At 67.4% G+C, this 24,559-nt stretch carries 24 protein-coding genes and 1 pseudogene; 20 read left to right on the top strand and 5 right to left on the bottom strand.

Features of this window, described 5'->3' with window-relative positions:
- The 14 genes and pseudogenes from VTU_RS0115395 to otnI all read left to right on the top strand — a co-directional run.
- Positions 1–1,229: ABC transporter substrate-binding protein (locus tag VTU_RS0115395; RefSeq protein ID WP_010105740.1), on the top strand; the 1,229-nt coding region annotated here is incomplete at its 5' end.
- 60 nt (positions 1,230–1,289) lie between these two features.
- Positions 1,290–2,270 carry an ABC transporter permease gene (locus VTU_RS0115400; protein WP_010105742.1) on the top strand — a complete coding sequence of 327 codons (981 nt, stop codon included), beginning with the start codon at positions 1,290–1,292 and terminating at the stop codon, positions 2,268–2,270.
- A complete protein-coding gene (locus VTU_RS0115405; protein ID WP_010105745.1) occupies positions 2,270–3,487 on the top strand; it encodes a M20 aminoacylase family protein in 1,218 nt (405 codons plus the stop codon). The genes VTU_RS0115400 and VTU_RS0115405 overlap by 1 nt, the downstream gene beginning before the upstream one ends.
- 80 nt (positions 3,488–3,567) lie before the next feature.
- Entirely contained in the window at positions 3,568–5,142 is a 1,575-nt protein-coding gene (locus VTU_RS0115410; protein WP_029554450.1) for an ABC transporter substrate-binding protein, read from the top strand.
- A gap of 31 nt (positions 5,143–5,173) precedes the next feature.
- Positions 5,174–6,084 (top strand): annotated as a pseudogene (locus VTU_RS27560) (ABC transporter permease).
- Between the two features lie 15 nt (positions 6,085–6,099).
- Entirely contained in the window at positions 6,100–7,083 is a 984-nt protein-coding gene (locus tag VTU_RS0115420; protein WP_010105752.1) for an ABC transporter ATP-binding protein, read from the top strand.
- Positions 7,080–8,126, top strand: a complete 1,047-nt coding sequence (locus VTU_RS0115425) for an ABC transporter ATP-binding protein (protein ID WP_010105753.1) — start codon at positions 7,080–7,082, stop codon at positions 8,124–8,126. Before VTU_RS0115420 ends, VTU_RS0115425 begins: the two co-directional genes overlap by 4 nt.
- 125 nt (positions 8,127–8,251) lie before the next feature.
- Positions 8,252–8,686, top strand: a complete 435-nt coding sequence (locus VTU_RS27565; RefSeq protein WP_138927918.1) for a VOC family protein — start codon at positions 8,252–8,254, stop codon at positions 8,684–8,686.
- A gap of 88 nt (positions 8,687–8,774) precedes the next feature.
- Entirely contained in the window at positions 8,775–10,109 is a 1,335-nt protein-coding gene (locus VTU_RS0115435) for an ABC transporter substrate-binding protein (RefSeq protein ID WP_010105755.1), read from the top strand.
- Positions 10,110–10,149: 40 nt separating this feature from the next.
- On the top strand, positions 10,150–11,052 hold the full coding sequence (locus VTU_RS0115440; protein WP_010105756.1) for a carbohydrate ABC transporter permease: 903 nt from the start codon (positions 10,150–10,152) through the stop codon (positions 11,050–11,052).
- Positions 11,049–11,882, top strand: coding sequence for a carbohydrate ABC transporter permease (locus VTU_RS0115445; protein WP_010105757.1), 834 nt, complete (start codon positions 11,049–11,051; stop codon positions 11,880–11,882). The genes VTU_RS0115440 and VTU_RS0115445 overlap by 4 nt, the downstream gene beginning before the upstream one ends.
- An 84-nt stretch (positions 11,883–11,966) precedes the next feature.
- The gene (gene ltnD, locus VTU_RS27570) at positions 11,967–12,962 is read left to right on the top strand and encodes an L-threonate dehydrogenase (RefSeq protein ID WP_050809521.1); all 996 of its coding nucleotides are present in this window, start codon (positions 11,967–11,969) and stop codon (positions 12,960–12,962) included.
- Positions 12,963–12,969: 7 nt separating this feature from the next.
- Positions 12,970–14,229 carry a 3-oxo-tetronate kinase gene (gene otnK, locus VTU_RS0115455; protein ID WP_010105761.1) on the top strand — a complete coding sequence of 420 codons (1,260 nt, stop codon included), beginning with the start codon at positions 12,970–12,972 and terminating at the stop codon, positions 14,227–14,229.
- A 90-nt stretch (positions 14,230–14,319) separates the two neighbouring features.
- Positions 14,320–15,159, top strand: coding sequence for a 2-oxo-tetronate isomerase (gene otnI, locus VTU_RS27575; protein ID WP_010105763.1), 840 nt, complete (start codon positions 14,320–14,322; stop codon positions 15,157–15,159).
- 51 nt (positions 15,160–15,210) lie between these two features.
- Here the strand turns inward: otnI and VTU_RS0115465 are convergent, their stop codons facing one another.
- The 4 genes from VTU_RS0115465 to VTU_RS0115480 are packed head-to-tail and all read right to left on the bottom strand — an operon-like array spanning position 15,211 to position 19,545.
- Positions 15,211–15,999 (bottom strand): 3-oxoacyl-ACP reductase, encoded by a 789-nt coding sequence (locus VTU_RS0115465; protein ID WP_010105765.1) that lies wholly within the window; start codon positions 15,997–15,999, stop codon positions 15,211–15,213.
- Between the two features lie 18 nt (positions 16,000–16,017).
- Positions 16,018–17,391 carry an aldehyde dehydrogenase family protein gene (locus tag VTU_RS0115470; RefSeq protein ID WP_010105767.1) on the bottom strand — a complete coding sequence of 458 codons (1,374 nt, stop codon included), beginning with the start codon at positions 17,389–17,391 and terminating at the stop codon, positions 16,018–16,020.
- Positions 17,388–18,134 (bottom strand): gamma-glutamyl-gamma-aminobutyrate hydrolase family protein, encoded by a 747-nt coding sequence (locus VTU_RS0115475; RefSeq protein WP_236610759.1) that lies wholly within the window; start codon positions 18,132–18,134, stop codon positions 17,388–17,390. The genes VTU_RS0115470 and VTU_RS0115475 overlap by 4 nt, the downstream gene beginning before the upstream one ends.
- Positions 18,135–18,171: 37 nt before the next feature.
- Positions 18,172–19,545 (bottom strand): glutamine synthetase family protein, encoded by a 1,374-nt coding sequence (locus VTU_RS0115480; protein WP_010105769.1) that lies wholly within the window; start codon positions 19,543–19,545, stop codon positions 18,172–18,174.
- 357 nt (positions 19,546–19,902) lie between these two features.
- On the opposite strand from VTU_RS0115480, the gene VTU_RS0115485 reads away from it, so the two are divergent.
- The 6 genes from VTU_RS0115485 (at position 19,903) to VTU_RS0115510 (ending at position 23,858) form a co-directional block, all read left to right on the top strand.
- Positions 19,903–20,721 carry an ABC transporter ATP-binding protein gene (locus tag VTU_RS0115485; protein ID WP_029554454.1) on the top strand — a complete coding sequence of 273 codons (819 nt, stop codon included), beginning with the start codon at positions 19,903–19,905 and terminating at the stop codon, positions 20,719–20,721.
- On the top strand, positions 20,718–21,500 hold the full coding sequence (gene mlaE / locus VTU_RS0115490) for a lipid asymmetry maintenance ABC transporter permease subunit MlaE (protein ID WP_010105771.1): 783 nt from the start codon (positions 20,718–20,720) through the stop codon (positions 21,498–21,500). The genes VTU_RS0115485 and mlaE overlap by 4 nt, the downstream gene beginning before the upstream one ends.
- 31 nt (positions 21,501–21,531) lie before the next feature.
- On the top strand, positions 21,532–22,020 hold the full coding sequence (gene mlaD, locus VTU_RS0115495) for an outer membrane lipid asymmetry maintenance protein MlaD (protein ID WP_010105772.1): 489 nt from the start codon (positions 21,532–21,534) through the stop codon (positions 22,018–22,020).
- A gap of 56 nt (positions 22,021–22,076) precedes the next feature.
- Positions 22,077–22,847, top strand: coding sequence for an MlaA family lipoprotein (locus VTU_RS27580; protein WP_010105774.1), 771 nt, complete (start codon positions 22,077–22,079; stop codon positions 22,845–22,847).
- 80 nt (positions 22,848–22,927) lie between these two features.
- Positions 22,928–23,569, top strand: coding sequence for an MlaC/ttg2D family ABC transporter substrate-binding protein (locus tag VTU_RS0115505; RefSeq protein WP_029554455.1), 642 nt, complete (start codon positions 22,928–22,930; stop codon positions 23,567–23,569).
- A 16-nt stretch (positions 23,570–23,585) separates the two neighbouring features.
- Positions 23,586–23,858 carry an STAS domain-containing protein gene (locus VTU_RS0115510; protein ID WP_010105778.1) on the top strand — a complete coding sequence of 91 codons (273 nt, stop codon included), beginning with the start codon at positions 23,586–23,588 and terminating at the stop codon, positions 23,856–23,858.
- A 23-nt stretch (positions 23,859–23,881) separates the two neighbouring features.
- Here VTU_RS0115510 and VTU_RS0115515 read toward each other — a convergent pair whose 3' ends face one another.
- Complete coding sequence (locus VTU_RS0115515; protein ID WP_010105780.1) at positions 23,882–24,535, bottom strand: thiol:disulfide interchange protein DsbA/DsbL; 654 nt, start codon at positions 24,533–24,535, stop codon at positions 23,882–23,884.
- Positions 24,536–24,559 lie beyond the last annotated feature (24 nt).

A 24,559-nucleotide genomic window follows, 5' to 3' on the forward strand; every position in this document is an offset into this window, starting at 1 on the left:
CGTTCGCGCTGTTCGCGCAGGGCATCGGCAAGGTCGTCAAGGTGGATTCCCGGACCATCGACATCTTCCTGTCCGCGCCGAATCCGGTGCTGCTGCGCCAGCTGACGGAGCTGCGCATCATGAGCCGCTCCTGGGCGCAGAAGAACCAGTCGCTCGATCCCAAGGAACTCACGAGCACGGAGGAAAACTTCGCGCACCGCAATGCCATGGGAACCGGGCCCTATACGCTGGAATCGTGGCAGCCCGACGTGAAGATGGTGTTCAAGCGCAACCCCCACTGGTGGGGCACGATGGAGGGCGACGTGAGCGAGATGGTCTATCTCCCGATCAAGTCCGCCGCCACGCGCATGGCGGCGCTGCTGTCGGGAGAGGTGGACATGGTGCTCGACCCCGCGCCGCAGGACCTGGCGCGGCTGCGCGCCAACCCCGAAATGAAAGTGGTCGATGGACTGGAATTCCGCACCATTCTTCTCGGCATGGACCAGTTCCGCGAGGAACTGCCGGGCTCGAACGTCAAGGGCAGGAACCCGCTCAAGGACGTGCGCGTGCGCCGGGCCCTGTACCAGGCCATCGACGCGCAGGCGATTGCGCGCAGCATCATGCGCGGCCTGGGCAGACCCAACGGCACCCTCGTGGCGCCCATGGTGGCTGGCTATACCGAGGCGGTCGGCAAGCGCCTGCCGTACAGCGTCGAGGCGGCCAAGAAGCTGCTCGCCGAGGCCGGCTACCCGGACGGCTTCGAGGTGGACTTTGCCTGCCCGAACAATCGCTACGTCAACGACGAGGCCATTTGCCAGGCCGTCACGGCCATGTGGTCGCGGGTGGGCGTGAGGGCCAGGCTGCGCACCTTGCCGCTCGTGAGCTACTTCCCGATGGTCAAGCGCTACGAGGCCAGCATCTACATGCTGGGCTGGGGCGTGGCCACGTTCGACGCGCTGAACGGCCTGCAATCGCTGGTGCGCACGAAGGGCGAAAGCTCGGTGGACGGGAACAACAACATGGGCCGCTACAGCCATCCGCGCATGGACTACCTCGTGGACCGCATCAAGGTGGAGACGGACGCGCCCGTGCGCGCGCGCATGCTCACCGAGGCGCTGCAACTGTCCAACGACACCGTATCGCACATCCCCTTGCACGACCAGGTGATCCCCTGGGCGATGAAGCGGAACGTCGATCTCGTGCACCGCGCGGATAACCGCGTGGACGTCCGCACGGTCCGGGTGAACTGACTCCCCTGCCCGCAAGCACAGCCGTGGCGCGCCCCCATTGAATAGTCACCCGACCCTCCGATGCTTGCCTTCGTATTGCGTCGCCTGATTCAGGCGGTGGCCGTCATGGTCACGGTGGCCTTCATCTCCTTCCTGCTGTTCCAGCACGTCGGAGACCCCGTGGTTTTCCTGCTCGGGCAGGACGCCACGGCGCAGCAGATCCGCGAACTGCGCAGCGCCCTCGGGCTGGACCAATCCTTCGTCGTGCAGTTCTGGCATTTCCTGCTGAACGCGGTGCAGGGCGAGTTCGGCCTGAGCCTGCGCCAGGGGGCGAAGGTGTCGCGCCTGATCGCCGAGCGCTTCCCCGCGACGCTGGAACTGGCCCTGGTGGCCGCGCTGCTGGCGCTGGCGATCGGCGTTCCCATGGGGGTGTACGCGGCCCTGCGGCGCGGCACGTTCACCAGCCAGCTGTTCATGATGCTCTCGCTGCTCGGGGTGTCGTTGCCGACCTTTCTGATCGGCATCCTGCTGATCCTGGTGTTCTCCGTGACCCTGGGCTGGTTCCCGAGTTTTGGCCGGGGCGAGGTGGTGCAACTCGGGGGCTGGAGCACCGGGCTGCTCAAGGCCAAGGGCTGGCACCACATTGTCTTGCCGGCGACCACGCTGGCCATTTTTCAGCTCACGCTGATCATGCGGCTGGTGCGCGCGGAGATGCTCGAGGTGCTGCGCACCGACTACATCAAGTTTGCGCGCGCCCGCGGCCTCACGAACCGCGCCATCTACTTTGGCCACGCGCTCAAGAACACGCTGGTTCCCGTGATGACCATTACCGGGCTGCAACTCGGCGGCCTGATTGCGTTTGCCATCATCACCGAGACGGTGTTCCAGTGGCCCGGAATGGGCCTGTTGTTCATACAGGCCGTGACCTTTGCCGACATTCCCGTGATGGCCGCCTATCTGTGCCTGATCGCCCTGATCTTCGTGCTGATCAATCTGGTGGTGGACCTGCTGTACTTTGCCGTCGATCCCCGTCTGCGCGTGGACAAGGCGGGAGGCCATTGATGCAAGCCGTGCGTCTGAAGGCGGGGGGGCGGCCGTTTGCGCACATCGCCCAATACCATTCCGAGCTGACCGCGTTGCGGCGCGACCTGCACGCGCACCCCGAGCTCGGTTTTGAAGAGGTCTATACCAGCCGGCGCGTGAAGGAAGCCCTCGCGCTGTGCGGGGTTGACGAGATCCACGAGGGCATGGGGCGCACGGGCGTGGTCGGCGTGATCCGGGGCCGCAGCACCTCCAGCGGTTCCCTGGTGGGACTGCGCGCCGACATGGACGCCCTGCCCCTGGCGGAGCACAACGACTTCGCCTGGAAGTCGTGCAAGCAAGGGCTCATGCACGGCTGCGGGCACGACGGCCACACCGCCATGCTCGTGGGCGCGGCGCGCTATCTGGCGCAAACGCGCAACTTCGACGGCACGGCGGTGCTCGTGTTCCAGCCGGGCGAAGAGGGCTACGCCGGCGCGCGCGCGATGATGGACGACGGCCTGTTCGAGCGCTTTGCGGTGCAGTCCATCTTTGCCATGCACAACTGGCCGGCGCTCCCCCCCGGCACCGTGGGAATCAACTCCGGCCCGATGATGGCTGCGGCCGACCGCGTCACCATCGAGATCACGGGCCGCGGCGGCCACGGCGCGCACGCCTACCAGACCGTGGACGTGGTGCTGGTCGCCGCGCACATCGTCACGGCCGCGCAGAGCATCGTGGCGCGCAATGTGCGGCCCATCGACAGCGCCGTGCTCAGCCTGTGCGCCGTGCAGGCGGGCGACCTGGGCGCGTTCAGCGTGCTGCCCGCAACGGCGAAGCTGGTGGGCACCGTGCGCAGCTTCGATCCGCAGGTGCAGGAGATGGTGGAAAAGCGCCTCAAGGAACTGTGCCCCGCGATCGCCCTGGGCCTGGGCGCCAGCGCCAGCGTGCACTACGAGCGCATGTATCCGGCCACGATCAACAGCGAGAGCGAGTCCCTGTTTGCCGGCGACGTGGCCGAGTCCCTGGTGGGCGCGGACCACGTGCTGCGCGATATCGAGCCCAGCATGGGCTCCGAGGATTTCGCGTTCATGCTCCAGACCGTCCCCGGGGCCTATCTGCGCATCGGCCAGGGCGCGGGTGCCAGCGGCAGCGCCCTGCACAACAGCCGCTACGATTTCAACGACGACATCCTGCCGCTGGGCGCCGCGCTGCACGCCGGCCTGATCGAGCGGGCGATGCCGCTGGCCGCGCCCTGAAGGCGGGGCGCAGCCGAGTCATGCCAGCCGCAAGTTCCACCCCTTTTTTCGTCCCCTTTGGGGGCAGCAGGAGATTTGCCATGAAATTCCGAAGGAAAGCCGCTGTGGCCGCTGCCACGCTGGCAGCGGCGGGTCTGGCGGCGCATGCGCAGACGATCCGCATCGCGAACCAGGGCGACGCGCTCTCCATGGACCCGCATTCCTTCGACGAAACGCTGCAACTGAGCGTCACCGGCAACCTGTACGAGCCACTGGTCGGGCGCAACAAGGACATGAGCCTGGCCCCCATGCTGGCTACCCGCTGGAAGCAAACGGCGCCCACCGTATGGCGTTTCGATTTGCGCCGGGGCGTGCAATTCCATGACGGCACCCCCTTTACCGCCGCCGACGTGGTGTTCAGCCTGGCGCGCACCCAGGTCGAAGGCTCGGACATGAAGACCTACAGCAATGAATTCAAGGAGGTGCGCAAGATCGACGACTACACCGTGGAGATCGAGACCAAGGCGCCGTTCCCCATCCTGCCCGACGCGCTCACGCGCGTGTACGTCATGAGCCGGAAATGGTGCGAGGCGAACCAGGCGCTGGGGCCGGTGGACCGCCGCAAGGGCATAGAGAACGCGGCCTCGTTCCGTGCCAACGGCACCGGACCCTTTCGCCTGCGCGAGCGCCAGCCCAGTGTGCGCACCGTGTTCACGCGCAATGGCAGCTACTGGGGCCAGATCGAGGGGAACGCCAGCGAGGTGGTGTACCTGCCCATAGGCAACGAGGCCACCCGGGTTGCGGCCCTGCTCTCGGGGCAGGTGGACGTCATGGAGCCGGTCCCGGTGCAGGACATCGAGCGCGTGAACCGCGGCGCCGACACCCGCGTGGTCACCGGCCCCGAGCTGCGCACGCTTTTCCTGGGAATGGATCAGAAGCGCGACGAACTGCTCTACGCCGACGTGAAGGGAAAGAACCCCTTCAAGGACCGGCGCGTGCGCCAGGCCTTCTACCAGGCGATCGACATCGAGGGCATCAAGCGCAGCGTGATGCGCGGCGCGTCCAACCCGTCGGCGCTGATGGTGGGCCCGGGCGTGAATGGCTTCCAGCCCGACGCCAAACGCCTGCCCTACGACGTGGAAGCGGCGAAGAAACTGATGCTCGAAGCGGGCTACCCGAATGGCTTTGAAGTCGCGATGAACTGCCCGAACGACCGCTACGTGAACGACAGCCGCATCTGCCAGACGGTTGCGGCGAATCTGGCGCGCATCCACGTCAGGATCAAGCTGCAGGCCGAGACCAAGGGCTCGTACTTCCCCAAGATCCTGCGCCGCGACACCAGCTTCTACCTGCTCGGCTGGACGCCGCCGACCTCGGACGCGCACAACGCGCTGAACGCGCTGATGCACTGCCCGGACGAGGCCGGCTCCGGCCAGTACAACCTGGGCGCGTACTGCAACCCCAAGCTCGACGAGCTGACGCTCAGGATCCAGTCCGAAAACGACAAGACCCGGCGCAACGCCCTGATCAGGGAAGCGTTCGAACTGCACGCCGCGGACATTGGCCACCTGCCCCTGCACCAGCAGGTGCTGGCCTGGGGTGTGAAGAGGAACGTCCAGCTCGTGCAGATGGCGGACAACACGATGCAGTTCAAATGGATGCGCATCAACCCGTGACCCACCCGCAGCGCCGCGCACGATTGCCGCAATGAAAACAAGCCTTGCCCGCTGGCTGGACAGCGATATCGTCCACAGCTTTCGCAGTTCGCCGGTGGCCATGCTGGCCGCGGCGGTTGCGCTGCTCTGCGTGTTCTGTTCGGTGTTTGCCGGATGGGTCGCGCCGCACAACCCCTTTGACCTGAGCACGCTCGAACTCGGCGATGCGCGGCGCCCCCCGCCTGGGCCGCAGAGGGTTCGATGAAGTACCTGCTGGGGACCGACGACCAGGGGCGCGACATCCTCTCCGCGCTGATCTACGGCGCGCGCATCTCGCTCGTCGTGGGACTCGCTTCGGTGCTGCTGTCGGTGTGCGTCGGCGTGAGCTTCGGGCTGCTCGCCGGCTTTCGCGGCGGCTGGGTGGACGCCGTGCTGATGCGCCTGTGCGACGTGATGCTGTCCTTCCCCGCGATCCTCGTGGCGCTGCTGATTGCCGGCGTCGGCCGGGCCTTGTTTCCCCATGCCCACGAGTCGCTGGCCTTTGGCGTGCTGATCCTGTCCATCTCGCTCACCGGCTGGGTGCAGTACGCGCGCACGGTGCGCGGCTCGACGCTGGTCGAGCGCAACAAGGAATACGTGCAGGCCGCGCGCGTGACCGGCGTCTCCCCGCTGCGCATCATGCGCCGCCACGTGCTGCCCAACGTCCTGGGGCCGGTGCTGGTGCTGGCCACGATACAGGTGGCGACGGCCATCATCACCGAGGCCACGCTGTCCTTTCTGGGCGTCGGCGCGCCGCCCACCTCGCCCTCGCTGGGAACGCTGATCCGCATCGGCAACGACTACCTGTTCTCGGGCGAATGGTGGATTACCGTATTCCCCGGCGCCATGCTGGTGCTCATCGCCCTGTCGGTCAACCTGCTGGGCGACTGGCTGCGTGATGCCCTGAACCCGCGCCTGCGCTGAACAACCGGTGCCCCCATGCCGCTTCTGGAAGTCAAAAACCTCGTCGTCGAATTCCCGGGCCGCCGCGGCACGCTGCGCGCGCTCGACGACATCAGCTTCTCCATCGCCCCCGGCGAAATCCTGGGCGTGGTCGGCGAGTCAGGCGCCGGCAAATCGCTCACGGGCGCGGCCATCATCGGACTGCTGGAGCCGCCGGGCCGGGTGGCGTCGGGCCAGATCCTGCTCGAAGGCCGGCGCATCGACAATCTCGACAACGAGCAGCTGCGCCATATCCGCGGCCGGCGCATCGGCGCGGTTTTCCAGGACCCGCTGACCTCGCTGAACCCGCTGTACACGGTGGGCCGCCAGCTCAGCGAAACCATTTTGACGCACCTGCCCGTGACGCCCGCCGAGGCCCGCCAGCGCGCCATTGCGCTGCTCCAGGACACCGGAATTCCCGCCGCTGCGCAGCGCATCGATCACTACCCGCACCAGTTCTCCGGCGGCATGCGCCAGCGCGTGGTGATTGCGCTGGCGCTGGCCGCCGAGCCGCAACTCATCGTCGCCGACGAGCCGACGACGGCGCTCGACGTGTCGATACAGGCGCAGATCATCACGCTGCTGAAAAACATTTGCCGATCGCGCGGCGCGGCCGTGATGCTGATCACGCACGACATGGGCGTGATCGCCGAGACCTGCGACCAGGTGGCCGTGCTGTACGCCGGCCGCGTCGCCGAGATCGGCCCGGTGCACGAGGTCATCAACCGGCCCGCGCATCCCTATACCAGCGGCCTGATGGCCTCCATCCCGGACATGACGCAGGAGCGCGAGCGCCTGAACCAGATCGACGGCGCCATGCCCCGCCTGAACGCCATTCCCGCAGGCTGCGCGTACAACCCGCGCTGCCCCAGGGCCCATGCGCGCTGCCTGAGCGAGCGCCCCGAGTTGCTGCCCGCCGGCGCCACCCGCGCCGCCTGCTGGCTGCACGCCGGCGCCACGCAGGCGCAGGAGGCCGCATGAGCGCCGCCGCTCCCGCCGCCGGCGCCGCTGCCAATGACCCGGGCAACGCCGCCCCGCCCCTCGTGCAGGCGCACGACCTGGCGAAGACCTTCGACGTCTCCGCCCCCTGGCTGAACCGCGTGCTCGAGCGCCGGCCGCGCACGCTGCTGCACGCGGTAGACGGCGTGGACTTCGGCATCGAGAGGGGCAAGACGCTGGCGCTGGTGGGCGAGTCCGGCTGCGGCAAGAGCACGGTCGCCCGCCTGCTCGTGGGCCTGTACCCGCCCACGCGCGGCGGCTTCGTGTTCGACGGCCAGGACGCGCACGCCGCGTTCCAGGGCCGCGGCGCGCGCGCCATGCGGCGCCGCATCCAGATGATCTTCCAGGACCCCTACGCGAGCCTGAACCCGCGCTGGCAGGTGGCAGACATCGTCGGCGAGCCGTTGCACGAGCATGGGCTGGTGACGGACAAGGCCGCCCTCGCGCAGCGCGTGGGCGAACTGCTCGGGTCCGTGGGCCTGTCGCCGCAGGACATGGCGAAGTACCCGCACCAGTTCTCGGGCGGCCAGCGCCAGCGCATCTCGATCGCGCGGGCGCTGGCCACCGAGCCCGAGTTCCTGGTCTGCGACGAGCCCACCTCGGCGCTCGACGTGTCGGTGCAGGCGCAGGTGCTGAACATCATGAAGGACCTGCAGCGCCAGCGGCAGCTGACCTATCTGTTCATCAGCCACAACCTGGCCGTGGTGCACCATGTGAGCGACCAAGTGGGCGTGATGTACCTGGGTCGCCTGGTGGAACTCGCGGACAAGCGCCAGCTGTTCGACGCGCCGCGCCACCCCTACACGCGCATGCTGCTCGACGCCATCCCGAAGATGCACGACACGGGCCGCCCGCGCACGCCGGTGCAGGGCGAGGTGCCGAACCCGTTGAACCCGCCGCCGGGCTGCGCCTTCAACCCGCGCTGCCCGCATGCGAATGCGCGCTGCCGCGCCGAGCGGCCGCAGCTCCAGAGCCTGGGCGGCATACGGATCGCCTGCCATGCGGTGCAGGAGGGGCGGGTTTGAATTCCCGCCCGCGCGCGGCGTGCGCGCCGACGCATGCGCGCATCACCGGGTTCTTCACCCTGGTGAAAACGAGTACGCGAAGGGGCTTCCGCAAGCCGCATGATGGCCGTCTCGGAGGCACGCTGATGAGAGCCGTCCAGATCGATCACTTCACTTTGCGGGTTGCTGCAGACAGCTTGCCCGTTCTGCTGGATTTCTACTCGCGGGTCCTGCGCTTGCGCGAGGGAGACCGGCCACCGTTCCCGTTTCCCGGGCACTGGCTGTACGCCGACGCGCAGGCGCTCGTGCACCTGGCCGGGAATGCACCCGACGGCGAGCCTGCACCAGCGGATGCGTTGCCCACGGGCAAGCTGAACCACGTCTCGCTGCGCACCTGCGGCCTGAAGAGCGCACGCGAACACCTCGCGGCGCAGGGCGTCGATTGGCAGGAGGCGTCGGTGCCGGGCGTTGCGCTGCACCAGCTTTTCTTGCGCGACCCCGTGGGACTCAGGATCGAGCTCACTTTCGACGCCGCCGAGCTCGCGCTGGCCGGCCCCTCGACCCGAGCGGTGGCGTACTGATGTCCGCGCCCTGCGCCCGCGTGGGCCTCGCGCTCGGCCCGGCCGGTACGCCGCAGCCGGCTCTGACCCGGCGACCGGGGACAAGCGCATGAAAAGGCGTGGCCTGCTGCAAGGCGTCGCGGCCGGCGCGGCGCTCGGGCCCTGGGTCCACACGGTGGCGCAGGACCGCTACGCCAAGTACCGGGGCCAGACCCTCGTCGTCAACTACCCGGCGCACCCGCACTACGACCAAGCCGAGAAGCTGTTCGCCGAGTTCAGCGCCACGACCGGAATCCGGGTCGAGCGTGACAAGATGCAGTACCTGCGCATGAAGGACAAGCAGGTGCTCGAAATGGGCAAGAAGGGCCATGGCGACTACGACGTGATCGTCTACGTGGTGATGTGGAAGACCGAGTACGTGAAGAAGAACCTGCTGGAGTCGCTGGAGCCGTACTTTGGCAACAAGGCGCTCGCCGATCCCGCCTGGGACCAGAACGACATCATCACCAAGTATTGGGAGACGAACGCCCTGGTGGGCGGCCCGAAGACGTACCTGCCCGGCCCCGGCGCGCGGCCCTATGGCATTCCGTTCGGCGCGGAGACCGGCGTTCTGGCCTACCGCGCCGACATCCTGGAAAAGCACGGGATCGCGGTGCCCAAGACCTACGACGAGTTGCTCCGGGCCTGCCACACCATCAAGGACCGGGAGGGCATCGGCGGTCTGAGCTCGCGCGGGCAGACCGGCCATCAGGTCACTGCGGCCTGGCTGCTGCATCTGACGCCGCATGGCGGGGAGGTGTTCGACAGCAACTGGCGCGCGGCCTTCAACAACGCGCAGGGCGTGCGCGCGGCGGAAATACTCCGGGAGATCGTCGCTACCGGACCGGCCGGAATCCCGAGCTATGGTTTCGGCGAGATGCAGAACGCCTTCCTGCAGGGCCAGGCGGCGATGTACCTCGACTCCGTTTCGGTATTCGGCCCGGTGCGCGACCCGGCGAAGAGCAAGATCGTCGGCAAGGTCGGCTACGCGGTGCATCCGAGGGGCACGCAGCATTCGGCCCAAAGCGGCGGATTCGCGCTGGCGATCCCCCGGAACGCGCGCAACAAGGACGCCGCCTTCCTCTTCATGCAGTGGATGACCAGCAAGCAGGCGGACCTGAAGATCGGTCTGGCCGGCGGCAACATCAACCGCTGGAGCACGGTGGACAACGCCGACGTCGGCAAGAAGTACGCCATCGAGATACCCGCCCTGCGCGCGGCACTGAAGATCGCCAACCCCGATTGGCGGCCGTTGATCCCCGAGTGGGACCACATCAGCCAGCAGATCCTCGGCCAGGCCCTGTCCGACGTGATTGCCGGGAGCCGGCCCGCAAAGCAGGCGCTCGACGCGGTCGTGAAGAACGCCGAGGACGTGCTGCGCAAGGGCGGGTGGATCAGGAACTGACGCGCAAACCCCGCAAACCCCGCAAACCCCGCAAACCCCGATGACCCCGATGACCCCGGCAGCACGCATGGCGCGTTTGACGCCGTATGCCTACATCCTGCCTGCGCTGCTCGTCATGCTCGCGGGGCTGGTGTACCCGATCGCCAACGCGGTGCAGCTCAGTTTCTACGACTGGCCGATGGGGACGGATTTCGATACCGCACGCTTCGTCGGGATCGAGGCCTTCGTCCAGATGCTCGAGTCCCCGCAGGTCTGGACCTCCATGGGAGTCACCCTGGCCTTCGTGTTCATTGCCGTCACGGCAGAGCTGCTGCTCGGCGTGGCGCTCGCGCTCTTCCTCGAAAAACCGGTCCGCGGGATGCGCTTTTTCCGCTCCCTCTTCGTTCTGCCGATGATGATCGCGCCGATCTGCGTCGGCCTGATCTGGCGCTACCTGTTCGACGCCAGCTTCGGCCCCATCAACCAGGCGCTCGCGTGGATCGGCATCGCGCCGCAGGCATGGCTCGCCAGCCCGGCGCTGGCCTTCGGCGCGATGGTGCTCACCGACATCTGGCAGTGGACGCCCTTCGTGCTGATCATGGTGCTCGCCGGCCTGCAGGGGCTCGACGAGAGCGTGATGGAGGCCGCGCGCATGGACGGCGCCAACGGGTGGCAGCAAATCGTGCGCGTGAAGCTCCCGATCGTCCAGCCGATCCTCATCGTGACGCTGCTGGCGCGCATGATTGACGGCTTCCGCGGCCTGGAGGTGATCTACGTCATGACCTTTGGCGGCCCGGGCCTGAGCACGGAACTGTTCTCGCTGCACATCTTCAAGGCGGCATTCATCAGCCAGAAGCTGGGCTACTCGGCCGCGCTGTCGATCCTGCTGTTGGTCATCGTGTCGGCGCTGTCGCTTGCGATCCTGCTGATCTCCAACCCCCTCAAGGCCGCGTCCCGTCGATGACCCACGCCGAAGCCACGCCACGCGGCTCGCCGCTGCACTACACGATCCTGACGCTGCTGGCCGCTGCCTGCCTGCTGCCGATGCTGATCATGGCGTTGACCTCGGTGAAGACCGAGGCGCAGATATTCGACACGCGGTGGTCCTGGCTGTTTGCGCCGACCCTGGAGAACTACCGCGCGGTGATCCAGGACCAGCACATCGACCGCTACATGCTCAACAGCCTGAAGGTCTCGCTTTGCGCGACGCTCATCACGCTGACGCTGGGCACCATGTGCGCCTACGCGATGGCGCGTTTCCGCTTCCTGGGCCGCGCACCGCTGAGCTATTCGACGCTGATCCTGCGCACCCTGCCGCCGGCCGTGCTCGCGGTGCCCGTGTTCGTCATCTGGTCGGACTGGGGCATCGGGGACACGCTCTCGGGCGTGGTGCTGGTGTACGTGGCATTGAATCTTCCGTTCACCATCTGGCTGCTCTACGGCTTCATCGACCAGGTGCCGGTGGAACTCGAGGAGGCCGCAGCCATCGACGGTTGCGGTCCCTTCAAGGTGTTCTACAAGATCGTTCTGCCGCTGCTGCGGCCGGGCCTGGCCGCAGCAGCGATCTTCACCTTCCGGCTCGCGTGGAACGAGTTCATCCTGGGCTTCATCCTGACCAACCGGATCACGCGCACATTGCCCGCGTCGATCTCCAACTACATCACCGACACCGGTGTGGAGTGGGGAAGGATCATGGCCGCGGGCGTGCTCATCGCGCTGCCGCCACTGATCTTCACTTTCGTTGCGGCCAAGCAAATCATCACCGGCCTGACCGCTGGTTCCGTCAAGGGCTGAGGCCCGTAGCAAGCAAGGATATCGAGCATGGACCGACAAGCGTTGATCGACTCGTCCGTCGGGACCGGCTTCGGACCCGACGGCATGGCGCTCCAGGCCGGAGCCTGCGCGCGCATCCCGGGAGAATCTGTGCGTCCCGTGGTGAAGAAAGTCGGAATCATCGGCCTGGGCGCGATGGGCGCCGGCATCGCGCGGACGCTGCGCGCCAACGGCTACGAGGTGCATGCGTGCGACCTGCGGCCGGGCGCGGCGGCGGCCTTCGCCGCGCAGGGCGGCGTCGCCTGCGGCACCCCGGCCGAAGTCGCAGCGGCCTGCGAGGTGCTGGTGAGCGTCGTCGTTGACGCGGCGCAGACCGAGTCCGTGCTGTTCGGTCCAGGCGGTGCCGCTGCGGCGATGAAGCCCGAGAGCACCTTCATCATGTGCTCCACGGTGGATCCGAACTGGTCGGTCGCGCTCGAGGAGCGCTTGGGCCAGGTCGGCATTCACTACATCGACGCGCCGATCTCCGGCGGCGCCGCCAAGGCCGCTGCCGGGCAAATGACGGTGATGTCGTCCGCCAGGCCGCAAGCCTATGCGCGCGCGGGCGCGGTGCTCGAGGCCATGGCCGGCAAGGTCTACCGCCTGGGCGAGCGCGCGGGCGTGGGCAGCCAGGTGAAGATCATCAACCAGCTGCTGGCCGGCGTGCACATCGCGGCGGCTGCCGAGGCGATGGCGCTGGGCCTGCGCGCGGGGGTTGACGCCGCAGCGCTCTACGAGGTGATCACGCACAGCGCCGGAAACAGCTGGATGTTCGAGAACCGCATGGCGCACGTGCTCGCGGCCGACTACACGCCGCTCTCGGCGGTAGACATCTTCGTCAAGGATTTGGGTCTGGTGCTCGACACGGCGCGCGCCAGCAAGTTTCCGCTGCCGCTGGCCTCGACGGCGCACCAGATGTTCATGCAGGCGTCTACGGCGGGCTTCGCGAAGGAGGACGACAGTGCGGTGATCAAGATCTTCCCGGGGATCGAACTGCCGAAGGCACAGGCTGCGGACGCGGGCAATTTTTCGGGCACCGTGCCAACCGGCCCCGATGCCTGATCAAGCCATGGGCCTGCGACTCGGCTGCATCGCCGACGATTTCACCGGCGCCACCGACTTGGCGAACAACTTGGTGCGCGCCGGCATGCGCGTGGTGCAGGTCATGGGCGTACCCGAGGAGTCGCTCGCCGCCGAGGGGGACGCGGTGGTCGTGGCGCTCAAGTCGCGCACCAGCGCGCCGCAGCATGCCATCGGGCAGTCGCTGGCCGCGCTGCGCTGGTTGCAGGCGCAAGGCGCGCAGCAGATTTACTTCAAGTACTGCTCCACCTTCGACAGCACGCCGCAAGGCAATATCGGCCCGGTCACCGAGGCGCTGATGGACGCCCTGCAAACCGAATTCACCATCGCCACGCCGGCCTTCCCCGACACCGCGCGCACGGTGTTCAAGGGCCATCTCTTCGTCGGCGACGTGATGCTCAGCGAGAGTGGCATGCAGGACCATCCGCTCACGCCGATGGGCGACGCCAACCTCGTGCGCGTGATGCAGGCGCAGACGCGGCGCAAGGTGGGGCTGATCGACTACCTTGCGGTCGCGCAGGGCAGCACGGCGATCCGCGAACGCATCGCGCAACTGCGCGCGCAAGGCGTGGGCGTGGCGATCGTCGATGCCGTGACGAACGACGATCTGCTGCGGCTCGGCCCGGCGCTCGCCGGCATGCCGCTGGTCACGGCGAGTTCCGGCGTGGCCATCGGCCTGCCGGCCAACTTCGGCCTTGCGCCCTCGCCAACCGCGAGCGCACTGCCGCCGGCGGCGGGGTTGCAGGCGGTGGTATCGGGCAGTTGCTCGGTGGCGACGAACCGGCAGGTGCAGTCCTTCATCGACGCCGGCCACGCGGCCCTTGCGCTGGACCCGCTGCAGTTCATGCATGGCGCAGACCCCGTCGCGCAGGCCATGGCCTGGGCCGCACCGCGGCTCGCCGACGGTCCGGTGCTGGTCTATTCGACGAGCGAACCCGCGGCCGTGAAGGCCGTGCAGGCGCAGCTCGGCGTGGACGCGGCGGGCGCCATGGTGGAGCGCGTACTCGCGGCGATCGCCTGCGCGCTGGTGGCGCAGGGCGTGCGCCAGCTGGTCGTCGCCGGCGGCGAGACGTCCGGCGCCTGCGTCCAGGCGCTGGGCATCACGCAGTTGCAGATCGGCGCGCAGATCGACCCCGGCGTCCCGTGGTGCCACAGCGCAGCCCGTGCTGCGCCGCTGCACGTTGCGCTGAAGTCCGGAAACTTCGGCAGCACGGACTTCTTCCTCAAGGCGTTCAGGGCGCTCTCATGAACGAAGGCCCGGCGTGCGACAAGAGCTGCTGCGTTCGCCCGGAGGCTGGACTGCTGCCGGCATTCCCACTTTATTTTTGGAAGACAGGCCATGCCCCGCTTTGCCGCCAACCTCTCGATGCTCTACCCGGAGCTCGATTTCCTCGATCGGTTCGAGGCCGCAGCGCGCGACGGCTTTCGCGCGGTCGAATACCTCTTCCCCTATGCGTATCCTGCGCTCGAACTCGCTGCGCGGCTCCGGGCCAACGGCCTGCAGCAAGTGCTCTTCAACACGCCGCCGGGGAATCCGGACGGGAGTGAGCGCGGCCTGGCAAGCCTGCCCGGGCGTGAGGCCGAGTTCCGCGCAGGCATTGCGCGCGCGCTCGACTACGCGCAGGCACTTGACTGCCCGCGCATCCATGTGATGGCCGGTCTGGTGGCGCATGGCAGCACGCGCGACGCGGTGCAAGCGATCTACGTGCAAAACCTGCGCTGGGCCGCGGCCGAGGCCGCGAAGTCGGGCCGCGACCTGCTGCTCGAGCCGATCAACACGCGCGACGTCCCGCGCTTCTTCCTGAACCGCCAGGACCACGCGCACGCCGTCATTGAACTGGTTGGCGCAGCCAACCTGAAGGTGCAGATGGACCTGTACCACTGCCAGATCGTCGAGGGCGACGTGGCGACGAAGATCCGCAAATACTTGCCCAGCGGGCGCGTCGGTCACCTGCAGATTGCCGGTGTTCCCGAACGGCATGAGCCAGACGTCGGGGAGTTGAACCACGCCTATCTCTTCGCCGTGATCGACGAGGTGGCGGCGCAGTGCGGCTGGGACGGCTGGATCGGCTGCGAGTACCGCCCGCGGCAGGCGGCGGCCGGGGGCACCTCGGCCGGTCTGGATTGGCTTCGTTCAGGCAACTTCCAGGACCCGCCAGCGCGCAGGCCCGGAGCATGAATCTTCAGAACGTCGGGCCGTTCCCGCTCCGCGGAGCCCCCGCGCGACCCGTCACAGGGGCGTGACGTAGGCCGAGCTGATTCCGCCGTCAACGAGAAAGGTCGAGCCGGTGATGAACGACGCGTCGTCGCTCGCGAGGAAGGCGACGGCGGCGGCGATTTCATCGGGTTCGGCAAAGCGCCCCACGGGAATGTGCACGAGCCGCCGCTGCGCGCGCTCCGGGTCCTTGGCAAAGAGTTCCTGCAGGAGCGGCGTGTTCACCGGCCCCGGGCACAGCGCGTTCACCCGGACGCCTTGCCGGGCGAACTGCACGCCCAGCTCGCGGCTCATGGCGAGCACGCCGCCCTTGGACGCGGTGTACGAGATCTGCGAAGTCGCCGAGCCCAGCACGGCGACGAAGGAGGCGGTGTTGATGATCGATCCGCGCCGCTGCGCGAGCATGTGGCGCAGTGCGGCGCGCGAGCAGAGGTACACCGACTTCAGGTTGACGTCCTGAACCTTCTGCCATGCGGGCAGTTCGGTGGTTTCGATGGAGTCGTCGTCGGGCGGCGAAATGCCCGCGTTGTTGAACGCGATGTCGACCGATCCGTACGCGCGGGCGGCTTCGTCGAAGAGGTGATTGACCTCGGCTTCGTCCGTGACGTTGACGCGCACGAAGAGTCCGTCCACGAGGCTGGCCGCGGCCTGCCCCGCGGCCGCGTCCACGTCGCCGATGACGACACGGGCGCCTTCGGCGGCGAGCCGTTTGGCGCTCGCAAGGCCAATTCCCGAAGCGCCGCCGGTGATGACGGCAACCCGGCCGCCGAGACGCTGTGTGAGGTGGATGCGGGGGACGGTCATGGTGCTCCTTGTTGGGGGTTAGTGTTTTGCGGAATACGGGTCAACGGCGATGAACACGTTCTTGGTCTCGGTGAAGGCCAGGGGCGCGTCGGGCCCGAGCTCGCGCCCGAGCCCCGATTGTTTGAAGCCGCCAAACGGGGTGGCGTAGCGCACCGAGGAGTGCGAGTTCACCGAGAGGTTTCCCGAATCGATGGCGCGGGCGACACGGATTGCGCGGCTGAGGTCGCGCGTCCAGATCGATCCCGACAGGCCGTAGGGGCTCGCGTTGGCGAACGCGATGGCGTCGGCTTCGTCGTCGAACGGAAACACCGAGACGACGGGGCCGAAGATTTCCTCGCGCGCGGCGCGCGCGTTGCGTGCGGGGGTCAGGACGGTGGGCGGGTACCAGTGCCCCGGGCCCGTGGGGGCGGTACCGCGGAACGCGACGTCGGCGTCGTGCGGGACGAATGCGGCCACCCGGTCACGGTGGCTCGCGGTCACGAGGGGGCCCATCTCGGTGCTCTCTGCCGCCGGGTCACCGACCACCACCCCGCGCACCGCGGGTTCGAGCAGGGCCATGAAGCGCTGGTACACGCTGCGCTCGACGAGGATGCGGCTGCGCGCGCAGCAGTCCTGCCCGGCATTTTCAAAGACTCCGTAGGGGGCGGTGGCGGCGGCCTTCTCCAGGTCGCAGTCCGCGAAAACGATGTTCGCGGACTTTCCCCCGAGTTCCAGGGTCACCCGGGTGATCTGCTTCGCGCAGCCCGCCATGATGCGGGCGCCGACCTCGGTGGACCCGGTGAACACGATTTTGCGCACCGTTTCGTTGTCCACGAAGCGTTCCCCCACGACCGATCCCTTGCCCGGCAGCACCTGGAACAGGCCCTCGGGAAGCCCCGCCGCGAGGCCGAGCTCGGCGAGCCGGATGCTCGTCAGCGGCGTCCACTCGGCGGGCTTGAGCACGACGGCGTTCCCCGCCGCGAGGGCGGGTGCGAATCCCCACGCCGCGATCGGCATGGGAAAGTTCCACGGTGTGATGACGCCGACGACACCGAGGGGTTCGGCAAAGGTGATGTCCAGCCCGCCGGCCACGGGAATCTGCCGCCCGAACAGGCGCTCCGGGGTCGCGGAGTAATACGCGAGAACGTCGCGGACGTGGCCTGCCTCCCACCGGGCCTGCGTGATGGGGTGGCCCGCGTTGCGCACCTCCAGCCCCGCGAGTTCCTCGCGCGCGCCATCCACCGCATCGGCGAATCGGCGCAGCAACAGGGCCCGGTCCGCGGGCGCGCGCGCGGCCCAGTCGCGCTGCGCACGCGCGGCGCGCGCGATGGCCGCGTCCGTTGCGTGGATCGTCGTGGCCTCGACCGTGGCGACGATGCTCTCGTCGGCGGGGTTGATGATGGTGTAGCTCATGCGCCGTGTCCTGCGGGTTCTTCGTTGCGGGCGTGCCGGGCCGCACGGTACGCGCGCGCTGCACGCACCAGTCCGGCAAAGATGCGCCGATCTTCGGCGTTTTCTTCGGGATGCCACTGCACCCTGATGCAAAAGCGCATGCGCGCGCATTCGACCGCCTCGATGACCCCGTCCGCAGTGACCGCGGTGACCCGCAGCCCGCCCGCGACGGTGTCCACGGCCTGGTGGTGGTACACCGGGACGGCCATTCCTTTTTCGGGGTTGCCGAAGATCACGGCAAGGGCCGAGTCCGGCTCCAGCGTGACCGTGGCGCGGCCAAACTGGCCTGCACCGGGTTGGTACGCATCGGAGCCGATGCGATCGGGCAGGTGCTGCACGAGGGTGCCGCCGAGGGTGACGTTGAGCAATTGCATGCCCCGGCAAATGCCGAGCAGGGGGAGGTCCATGGCGCGCGCTGCCCGAATCAGCTGCGCCTCCCACTCGTCGCGCTCGGTCCGTGGGGTCGTCGTGCGTTCGTGGGGCCGCTGCCCGTAGCGGGCCGGGTCCACGTCGGCGCCCCCCGTGACGATGAGCCCGTCGAGCGGCGCGAGCACCGCGTGGGCAATCTGCGCGGTGACGGGCTGTGGCGGCAGCAGGAGCGCGATGGCGCCGGCGTCGGTGACGGCATCGAGATAGACCTTGGGCAGGAACGAGGCGCGCACGTCCCAGACCCCGGTCTGGGCTTGCTCAAGGTACGTCGTCACGCCGATGAGCGGCGCAGGGGATGCCGTTGCGTGGCTCTCAGAGCCGTTCGAAACCACGGATTCGTTCCCAATCGGTGATGGCCGCCCCGAACGCGGCGAGTTCCACCCGGGCGCCATTGAGATAGTGCGCAACGACCGCGTCGCCGAATGCCTCCCGGGCGACTGCCGAGTGCTCGAACAGCGCTGCGGCTTCGTCCAGGGACGCGGGAACCCGCGGCACGTCGCCCTTGTACGCGTTGCCCGTGAACGCGTCCCCGAGTTCGAGCCCGTGGTCGATACCGTACAGGCCGGCGGCGATGAACGCAGCGACGGCGAGGTACTGGTTCACGTCCCCGCCGGGCAGCCGATTCTCTACGCGCATCCCCGAACCCTGACCGACCACCCGGTACGCGCAGGTGCGGTTGTCGAATCCCCACACCAGGGCGGTGGGTGCGAACGATCCGGGAACGTAGCGCTTGTACGAGTTGACGTTCGGCGCCTGAAACAGGGTGAGTTCGCGCATCACGGCAAGCTGCCCCGCGAGAAACTGCCGAAACAGGGTGGACATGCCGTGCGCTGCATTCTGATCGGCGAAGACGGCCTTGCCGGCCGTGTCCCGCAGGCTGATGTGGATGTGGCAGCTATTGCCTTCGCGCGCGTTGAACTTCGCCATGAACGTGAGGGATTTTCCGTGCTTGAAGGCAATTTCTTTCGCGCCGTTCTTGTACACCGAGTGGTTGTCGCACGTGGTGAGCGCGTTGGCGTAGCGAAAGCCGATTTCCTGTTGACCCAGATTGCACTCGCCCTTCACCCCCTCGCAGTACATGCCCGCGCCGTCCATGGAATTGCGGATGTCGCGCAGCAGCGGCTCCATGCGCGACGACGCGAGCAGCGCGTAATCGATGTTGTAGTCGCTCGCCGGAGTGAGGTCACGGTAGCCCTTGCGCCACGCTTCGCGGTAGCTGTCGTCGAACACGAGAAACTCCAGCTCGGTTCCGACCAGCGCCGTGAGACCGCGTTCCGCGAGGCGCTCCAACTGGCGCTGCAGGATGCGCCGTGGCGCCTGCTCGACGGGCGAGTCGTCCATCCAGCGCAGGTCGGCCGTGACGAGCGCCGTTGCCTCAAGCCAGGGCAGCATGCGCAGCGTCGCAAAGTCAGGGATGAGCGCCATGTCACCGTAGCCGCGATCCCAGCTCGCCATGGCAAAGCCGTCCACCGGGTTGTTTTCGACGTCCACCGCGAGGAGGTAGTTGCATGCCTCGGCGCCGTGCGCGGCAATGTTGTCAAGAAACAACCGTGCCGAAATGCGTTTCCCGACGAGGCGCCCCTGCATGTCCGTAAAGGCCAGGATGACGGTGTCCACGTGCAGCCCGGCGACGGCTGAGCGCAGGCCCTCGAGACTAAGGTATCCGGCGGGTGAATTCGTCTCCATGAGAGCCTCGCGGTGTGGGTGTCGCGGTGGGGCCCGGCGCGGCGGGCGGGCGACGGTGGAACTGATCTTGGCGTCCGGTGATTACAGCACAAAAGAAACGAACGAAACCGTGGGTTACTTGGGTTTTACAAATGTATCGGCGCACCGCCTGTCGATATTCGATTCGTGCACCGCAGCCTCTTTTGTTGGCACAATCGGCGGGTACTTGATTCCGGGTTGACCCGAAGCGGGAATGCTCGGCGCCATTCGGGTGCTTCAATTTGCGGACATGCACGTCGGAGCCTGTCCGTAGCCCTGATCGGGGTATGGCTTCCCGCCGGGAAAGCCGCCCCGGATTTCTGTGAGACCTTTCTTTGCATGCCTGAACCCTCTTTGCTTGCCGAACTGTGCGACGTCCGGTTTTCCTACGCCGAGCGCGCGATCCTGCGCGGCGTCAGCTTGACGATTCCGCGCGGCAAGGTCACGGCGCTCATGGGCGCCTCGGGCGGTGGCAAGACCACGGTGCTGCGGCTCATCGGCGGACAGCAGCGCGCGCAAAGCGGCCGGGTCCTGTTCGACGGCCACGACATGGGCCACCTGGACGCGCGCGGCCTGTACGCCGCCCGCCGGCGCATGGGCATGTTGTTCCAGTTCGGCGCGCTGTTTACCGACCTGAGCGTTTTCGAGAACGTGGCGTTTGCGCTACGCGAGCACACGGACCTGTCGGAGGCGCTGATCCGCGACGTCGTGCTCATGAAGCTGCACGCCGTGGGGCTGCGCGGCGCACGCGATCTGATGCCCAACGAGATATCGGGTGGCATGGCGCGGCGTGTGGCGCTGGCCCGCGCGATTGCCCTGGACCCGGAGCTCGTCATGTACGACGAGCCCTTTGCCGGGCTCGATCCGATCTCGCTGGGAACGATCGCGCAGCTGATCCGCCAGCTCAACGATGCGATGGGGCTGACGAGCATCGTGGTGTCGCACGACGTCGAGGAGACCTTCCGTTTGGCCGATCAAGTAATCATTCTGGGCGCGGGCGTGGTCGCGGCGCAGGGAACGCCCGACGAGGTGCGCGCCAGCCGCGACCCGCTGGTGCACCAGTTCGTGAACGCCCTGCCGGCGGGGCCGGTGCCGTTTCACTACCCGGGCCCCGCGCTGGCGCAGGACTTCGGCCCCGCGGGAGGGAATGCACCATGAGCGGGTACCGGCCTTCCGACATCGGCTTTGCCGTGCGCTGCAAGCTGGCCGACATCGGCACGGGCGCACGCTTGTTTGCGCGGCTGCTGCGGCTCGCCGCTGCGACCTGCATGCGGCCCGCGCTGGTGCGCGACCAGGTGCATTTCCTGGGCAACCACTCGCTGGCGATCATCGCCGTATCCGGTCTGTTCGTGGGTTTCGTTCTCGCCCTGCAGGGCTACTACACGCTGCAACGCTATGGCTCGTCCGAGGCCCTGGGGCTGCTGGTGGCCCTGTCGCTGGTGCGGGAGCTGGGGCCCGTGGTCACGGCGCTGCTGTTCGCGGGCCGTGCGGGCACCTCGCTCACGGCCGAGATCGGCCTCATGCGCGCGGGCGAGCAGCTCAGCGCGATGGAGATGATGGCCGTGGACCCGGTGCGCCGCATCCTGGCGCCCCGCTTCTGGGCCGGCGTGATCACCATGCCCTTGCTGGCAGCGGTGTTCAGCGCCGTGGGCGTGATCGGCGGCTGGGTCGTGGGCGTGCTCATGATCGGCATCGACCCGGGGGCTTTCTGGAGCCAGATGCAGGGGGGCGTGAACGTCTGGAAGGACCTGGGCAATGGCGTGCTCAAGAGCCTGGTTTTCGGATTCACCGTGACCTTCGTCGCCCTCTTGCAAGGCTACGCGGCCAAGCCCACGCCCGAAGGCGTGGCGCGCGCCACCACGCGTTCGGTGGTGCTGGCGTCCCTGTGCGTGCTGGCGCTGGACTTCGTCCTCACGGCGCTGATGTTCAATATTTGAGGCCGGCGCTGCCGGCAGATGAAGGAATTCCATGCAAGCTTCCAAAAACGATTTCTGGGTCGGTCTCTTCGTCATGCTGGGGGTTGCGGCGCTGGTGTTTCTGGCGCTGCAATCGGCCAACCTGCTGAGCCTGAACTTCCAGCCGGGCTACCGCATCACGGCCCGTTTCGAGAACATTGGCGGGCTCAAACCCCAGGCCGCGGTGCGCAGCGCCGGCGTGCTGGTCGGGCGCGTCGAGTCCATCGCATTCGACGACAAGACCTACCAGGCGCAGGTCACCCTGGCCATGGAGAAGCGCTACGCGTTCCCCAAGGACAGCTCGCTGAAGATACTCACCAGCGGCCTGCTGGGTGAGCAATACATCGGCGTCGAAGCCGGAGCGGACGAGAAGAATCTGGCCGCGGGCGATACGGTCACCGCGACCCAATCGGCCGTGGTGCTGGAAAACATCATCGGACAATTCCTTTATGGCAAGGCCGAAGAAAGCGGAAAATCTGCCGCGACGGGCAACAGAAAATGACGCACCCTGCACACCACACGACCCGGCCCCATGGCGTGGGCAACAGGCCCCCCGCAATGCGTCTGGTGGCCAGCCTGGCGCTCAGCACAGCCCTGCTTACCGGCTGCGCAACCGTCGCCAACCCGGACCCGCGCGATCCGCTGGAGTCGTACAACCGGGGCATGACGACATTCAACGAGCATGTCGATACCCTGCTCCTGCGGCCCGTGGCGACGGCCTACCGGGAGGCCGTGCCCGCTCCCGTGCGCACGGGCGTGAGCAACTTCTTTGCAAACGTCGGAGACCTCTGGTCGTTCGTGAACAACGTGTTGCAAGGGCGTGGCGAGGCGGCGGGGAATAGTTTCATACGCTTCAACGTGAACACCTTCCTGGGCCTGGGCGGCGTGCTGGACATTGCCAGCGAAATGGGAATCGACCGCTACAGGCAGGACTTTGGCCTCACCCTCGGGCGTTGGGGCGTGGGCACGGGGCCTTATCTGGTGTTGCCGCTTCTGGGGCCGTCAACGGTGCGCGACGCCTTTGCGCTGCCCGTGGATACGCAGGGCAATCTGCTCAACCATGTGGACCCCCTCTCGGCGCGCAACTCACTGTACGCGCTGCGCGTGGTGGACCTGCGCAGCAACCTGCTGCGCGCCAGTTCCGTGCTCGACAGCGCCGCGCTGGACAAGTACAGCTTCATGCGCGATGTGTTCCTGCAGGTGCGCAGCCAGGCCGGCGAGGCGAACAACCCGGACGAGGACGAGGAGGACACCAACGAGGGCGTGCTCCCCGAGGAGCCCTTCGGCGATGCGTCGCCGCGCAAGAAACCCGGCGCGGCACGCCCTTGACGACGCACCCTCTTGGCACGCATGCATAGCCAGCCCCTGAAATTCAAAGCAACTGCCCACACTGATTGAAAGGCAAGACCATGATGAACCGACGTTCCCTGGGGCGTACCACCCTTTTCCTGGCGGCCAGCGCGTCGCTGGGCCTGCCGTTGCCGGCCCTGGCCGGGGATGAGGCCGCAGACGCGCTGGTCAAGCGCTTGACGAACGGTGTGCTCGACGCCGTGAAGTCCGACAAGAGTATCCAGAACGGCGAGTTGGACAAGCTCGTTGCGTTGGTCGACAGGACCGTGATGCCGCACGTCAACTTCCGCCGCATCACGGCGGCAACGGTGGGCCCGGGCTGGCGCCAGGCCACGCCCGAGCAGCAAAAGCGGCTGCAGGAGGAATTCAAGATACTGCTCGTGCGCACCTACGCGGGTGCGCTCACGCGGGTCAGTGAGCAAACCGTTCAGGTCCGGCCCCTGCGCGCCGCGCCGCAGGACAAGGACGTGCTCGTGCGCACCGAAATCCTCGGCCGGGGAGCCCCCATACAGCTCGACTATCGCCTTGAAAAAACCCCCGGCAATGGCGCTGGCTGGAAGATCTACAACATGAACGTGCTCGGCGTCTGGCTGGCGGAGACCTACCGGAGCCAGTTCACGCAGGTGATCAACACCCGGGGCATCGATGGCCTGATCGAAACGCTGGTCGAGCGCAACAAGGCGAATGCGGCCAAGGGCTGACAGGCTCCCTGCGAATATGCTGGTACTCCCTTCCGAACTCACCCAGCGCCAGGCCACGGCCTGTCTGCGCGAACTCATGCAGGGGCTCAGGGCAGAGCAGGCGCCCGCCGTGGTCGTGGACGCGACGGCCACGGCGGTGTTTGACAGCGCGGCGCTGGCCGTGTTGCTCGAATGCCGGCGCGCGGTGCTGGCCCAGGGCCGGACCTTTGCCGTGCAAGGCATGCCGGCGGCGCTCGCCGGCATGGCGGGGCTCTACGGCGTGGACAGCCTGCTCGCGGCAGCGGGCTGAGCCGGCGGCCCCGGGAGCGGGCGTCAGCTTTTGCGGATCGTGGTGATCAGGTATTCCACCGCCTGGAGCACGGCCGGCATGCCGCCGCGGATCATGCCGGCGTCCACGTAGTACCGGCCCGCGACGCCCATTGAGGGGACCCCTTCCACGGCGTAGGAATCCTGCAATTGCGTTGCGTGCCGGACCTTGTTCGCCACGTTGAACGAGTTGTAGATTTCCTTGAACTTGGCGGCGTTCACGCCCTGCGCGCCCACCCAGGCGAGAATTTCCTCGTCCCTGCCGAGGGGCTTCTTCTCCACGTGGATCGTACGGAACACCTTGGCGTGCAGTTCGTCGATCTTGCCCATGGCTTCGAGCGCGTAAAACAGCTTTTGCTGGGGCACGTAGCTCGCCTGGAACGCGATAGGCACGCGGCGGATGACCCGGTCCTTGGGCGCGGCCTTGATCCAGGCCTGCAGCATGGGCTCGAAATCATGGCAATGCGGGCAGTAGTACCAGAAGAATTCGAGCACCTCGACCTTGCCGGCGGGCGCGTCGGGTTTCACGGGAGGGTCGAGCCGCTTGAAGTCCTTGCCCTCCATGAACTGGCGCACCTGGGCCAGCGCAGGCGGGGCCGCGGGCAGCGCCAGGGCAGATGCGGTGACCGCGGCAGACAGGGAAAACTCACGGCGTTTCATGGCAAAGACTCTCCAGGTTCAGGG

It is taken from the genome of Verminephrobacter aporrectodeae subsp. tuberculatae At4, from assembly GCF_000193225.1.
Classification (GTDB): Bacteria; Pseudomonadota; Gammaproteobacteria; order Burkholderiales; family Burkholderiaceae_C; genus Acidovorax; species Acidovorax aporrectodeae.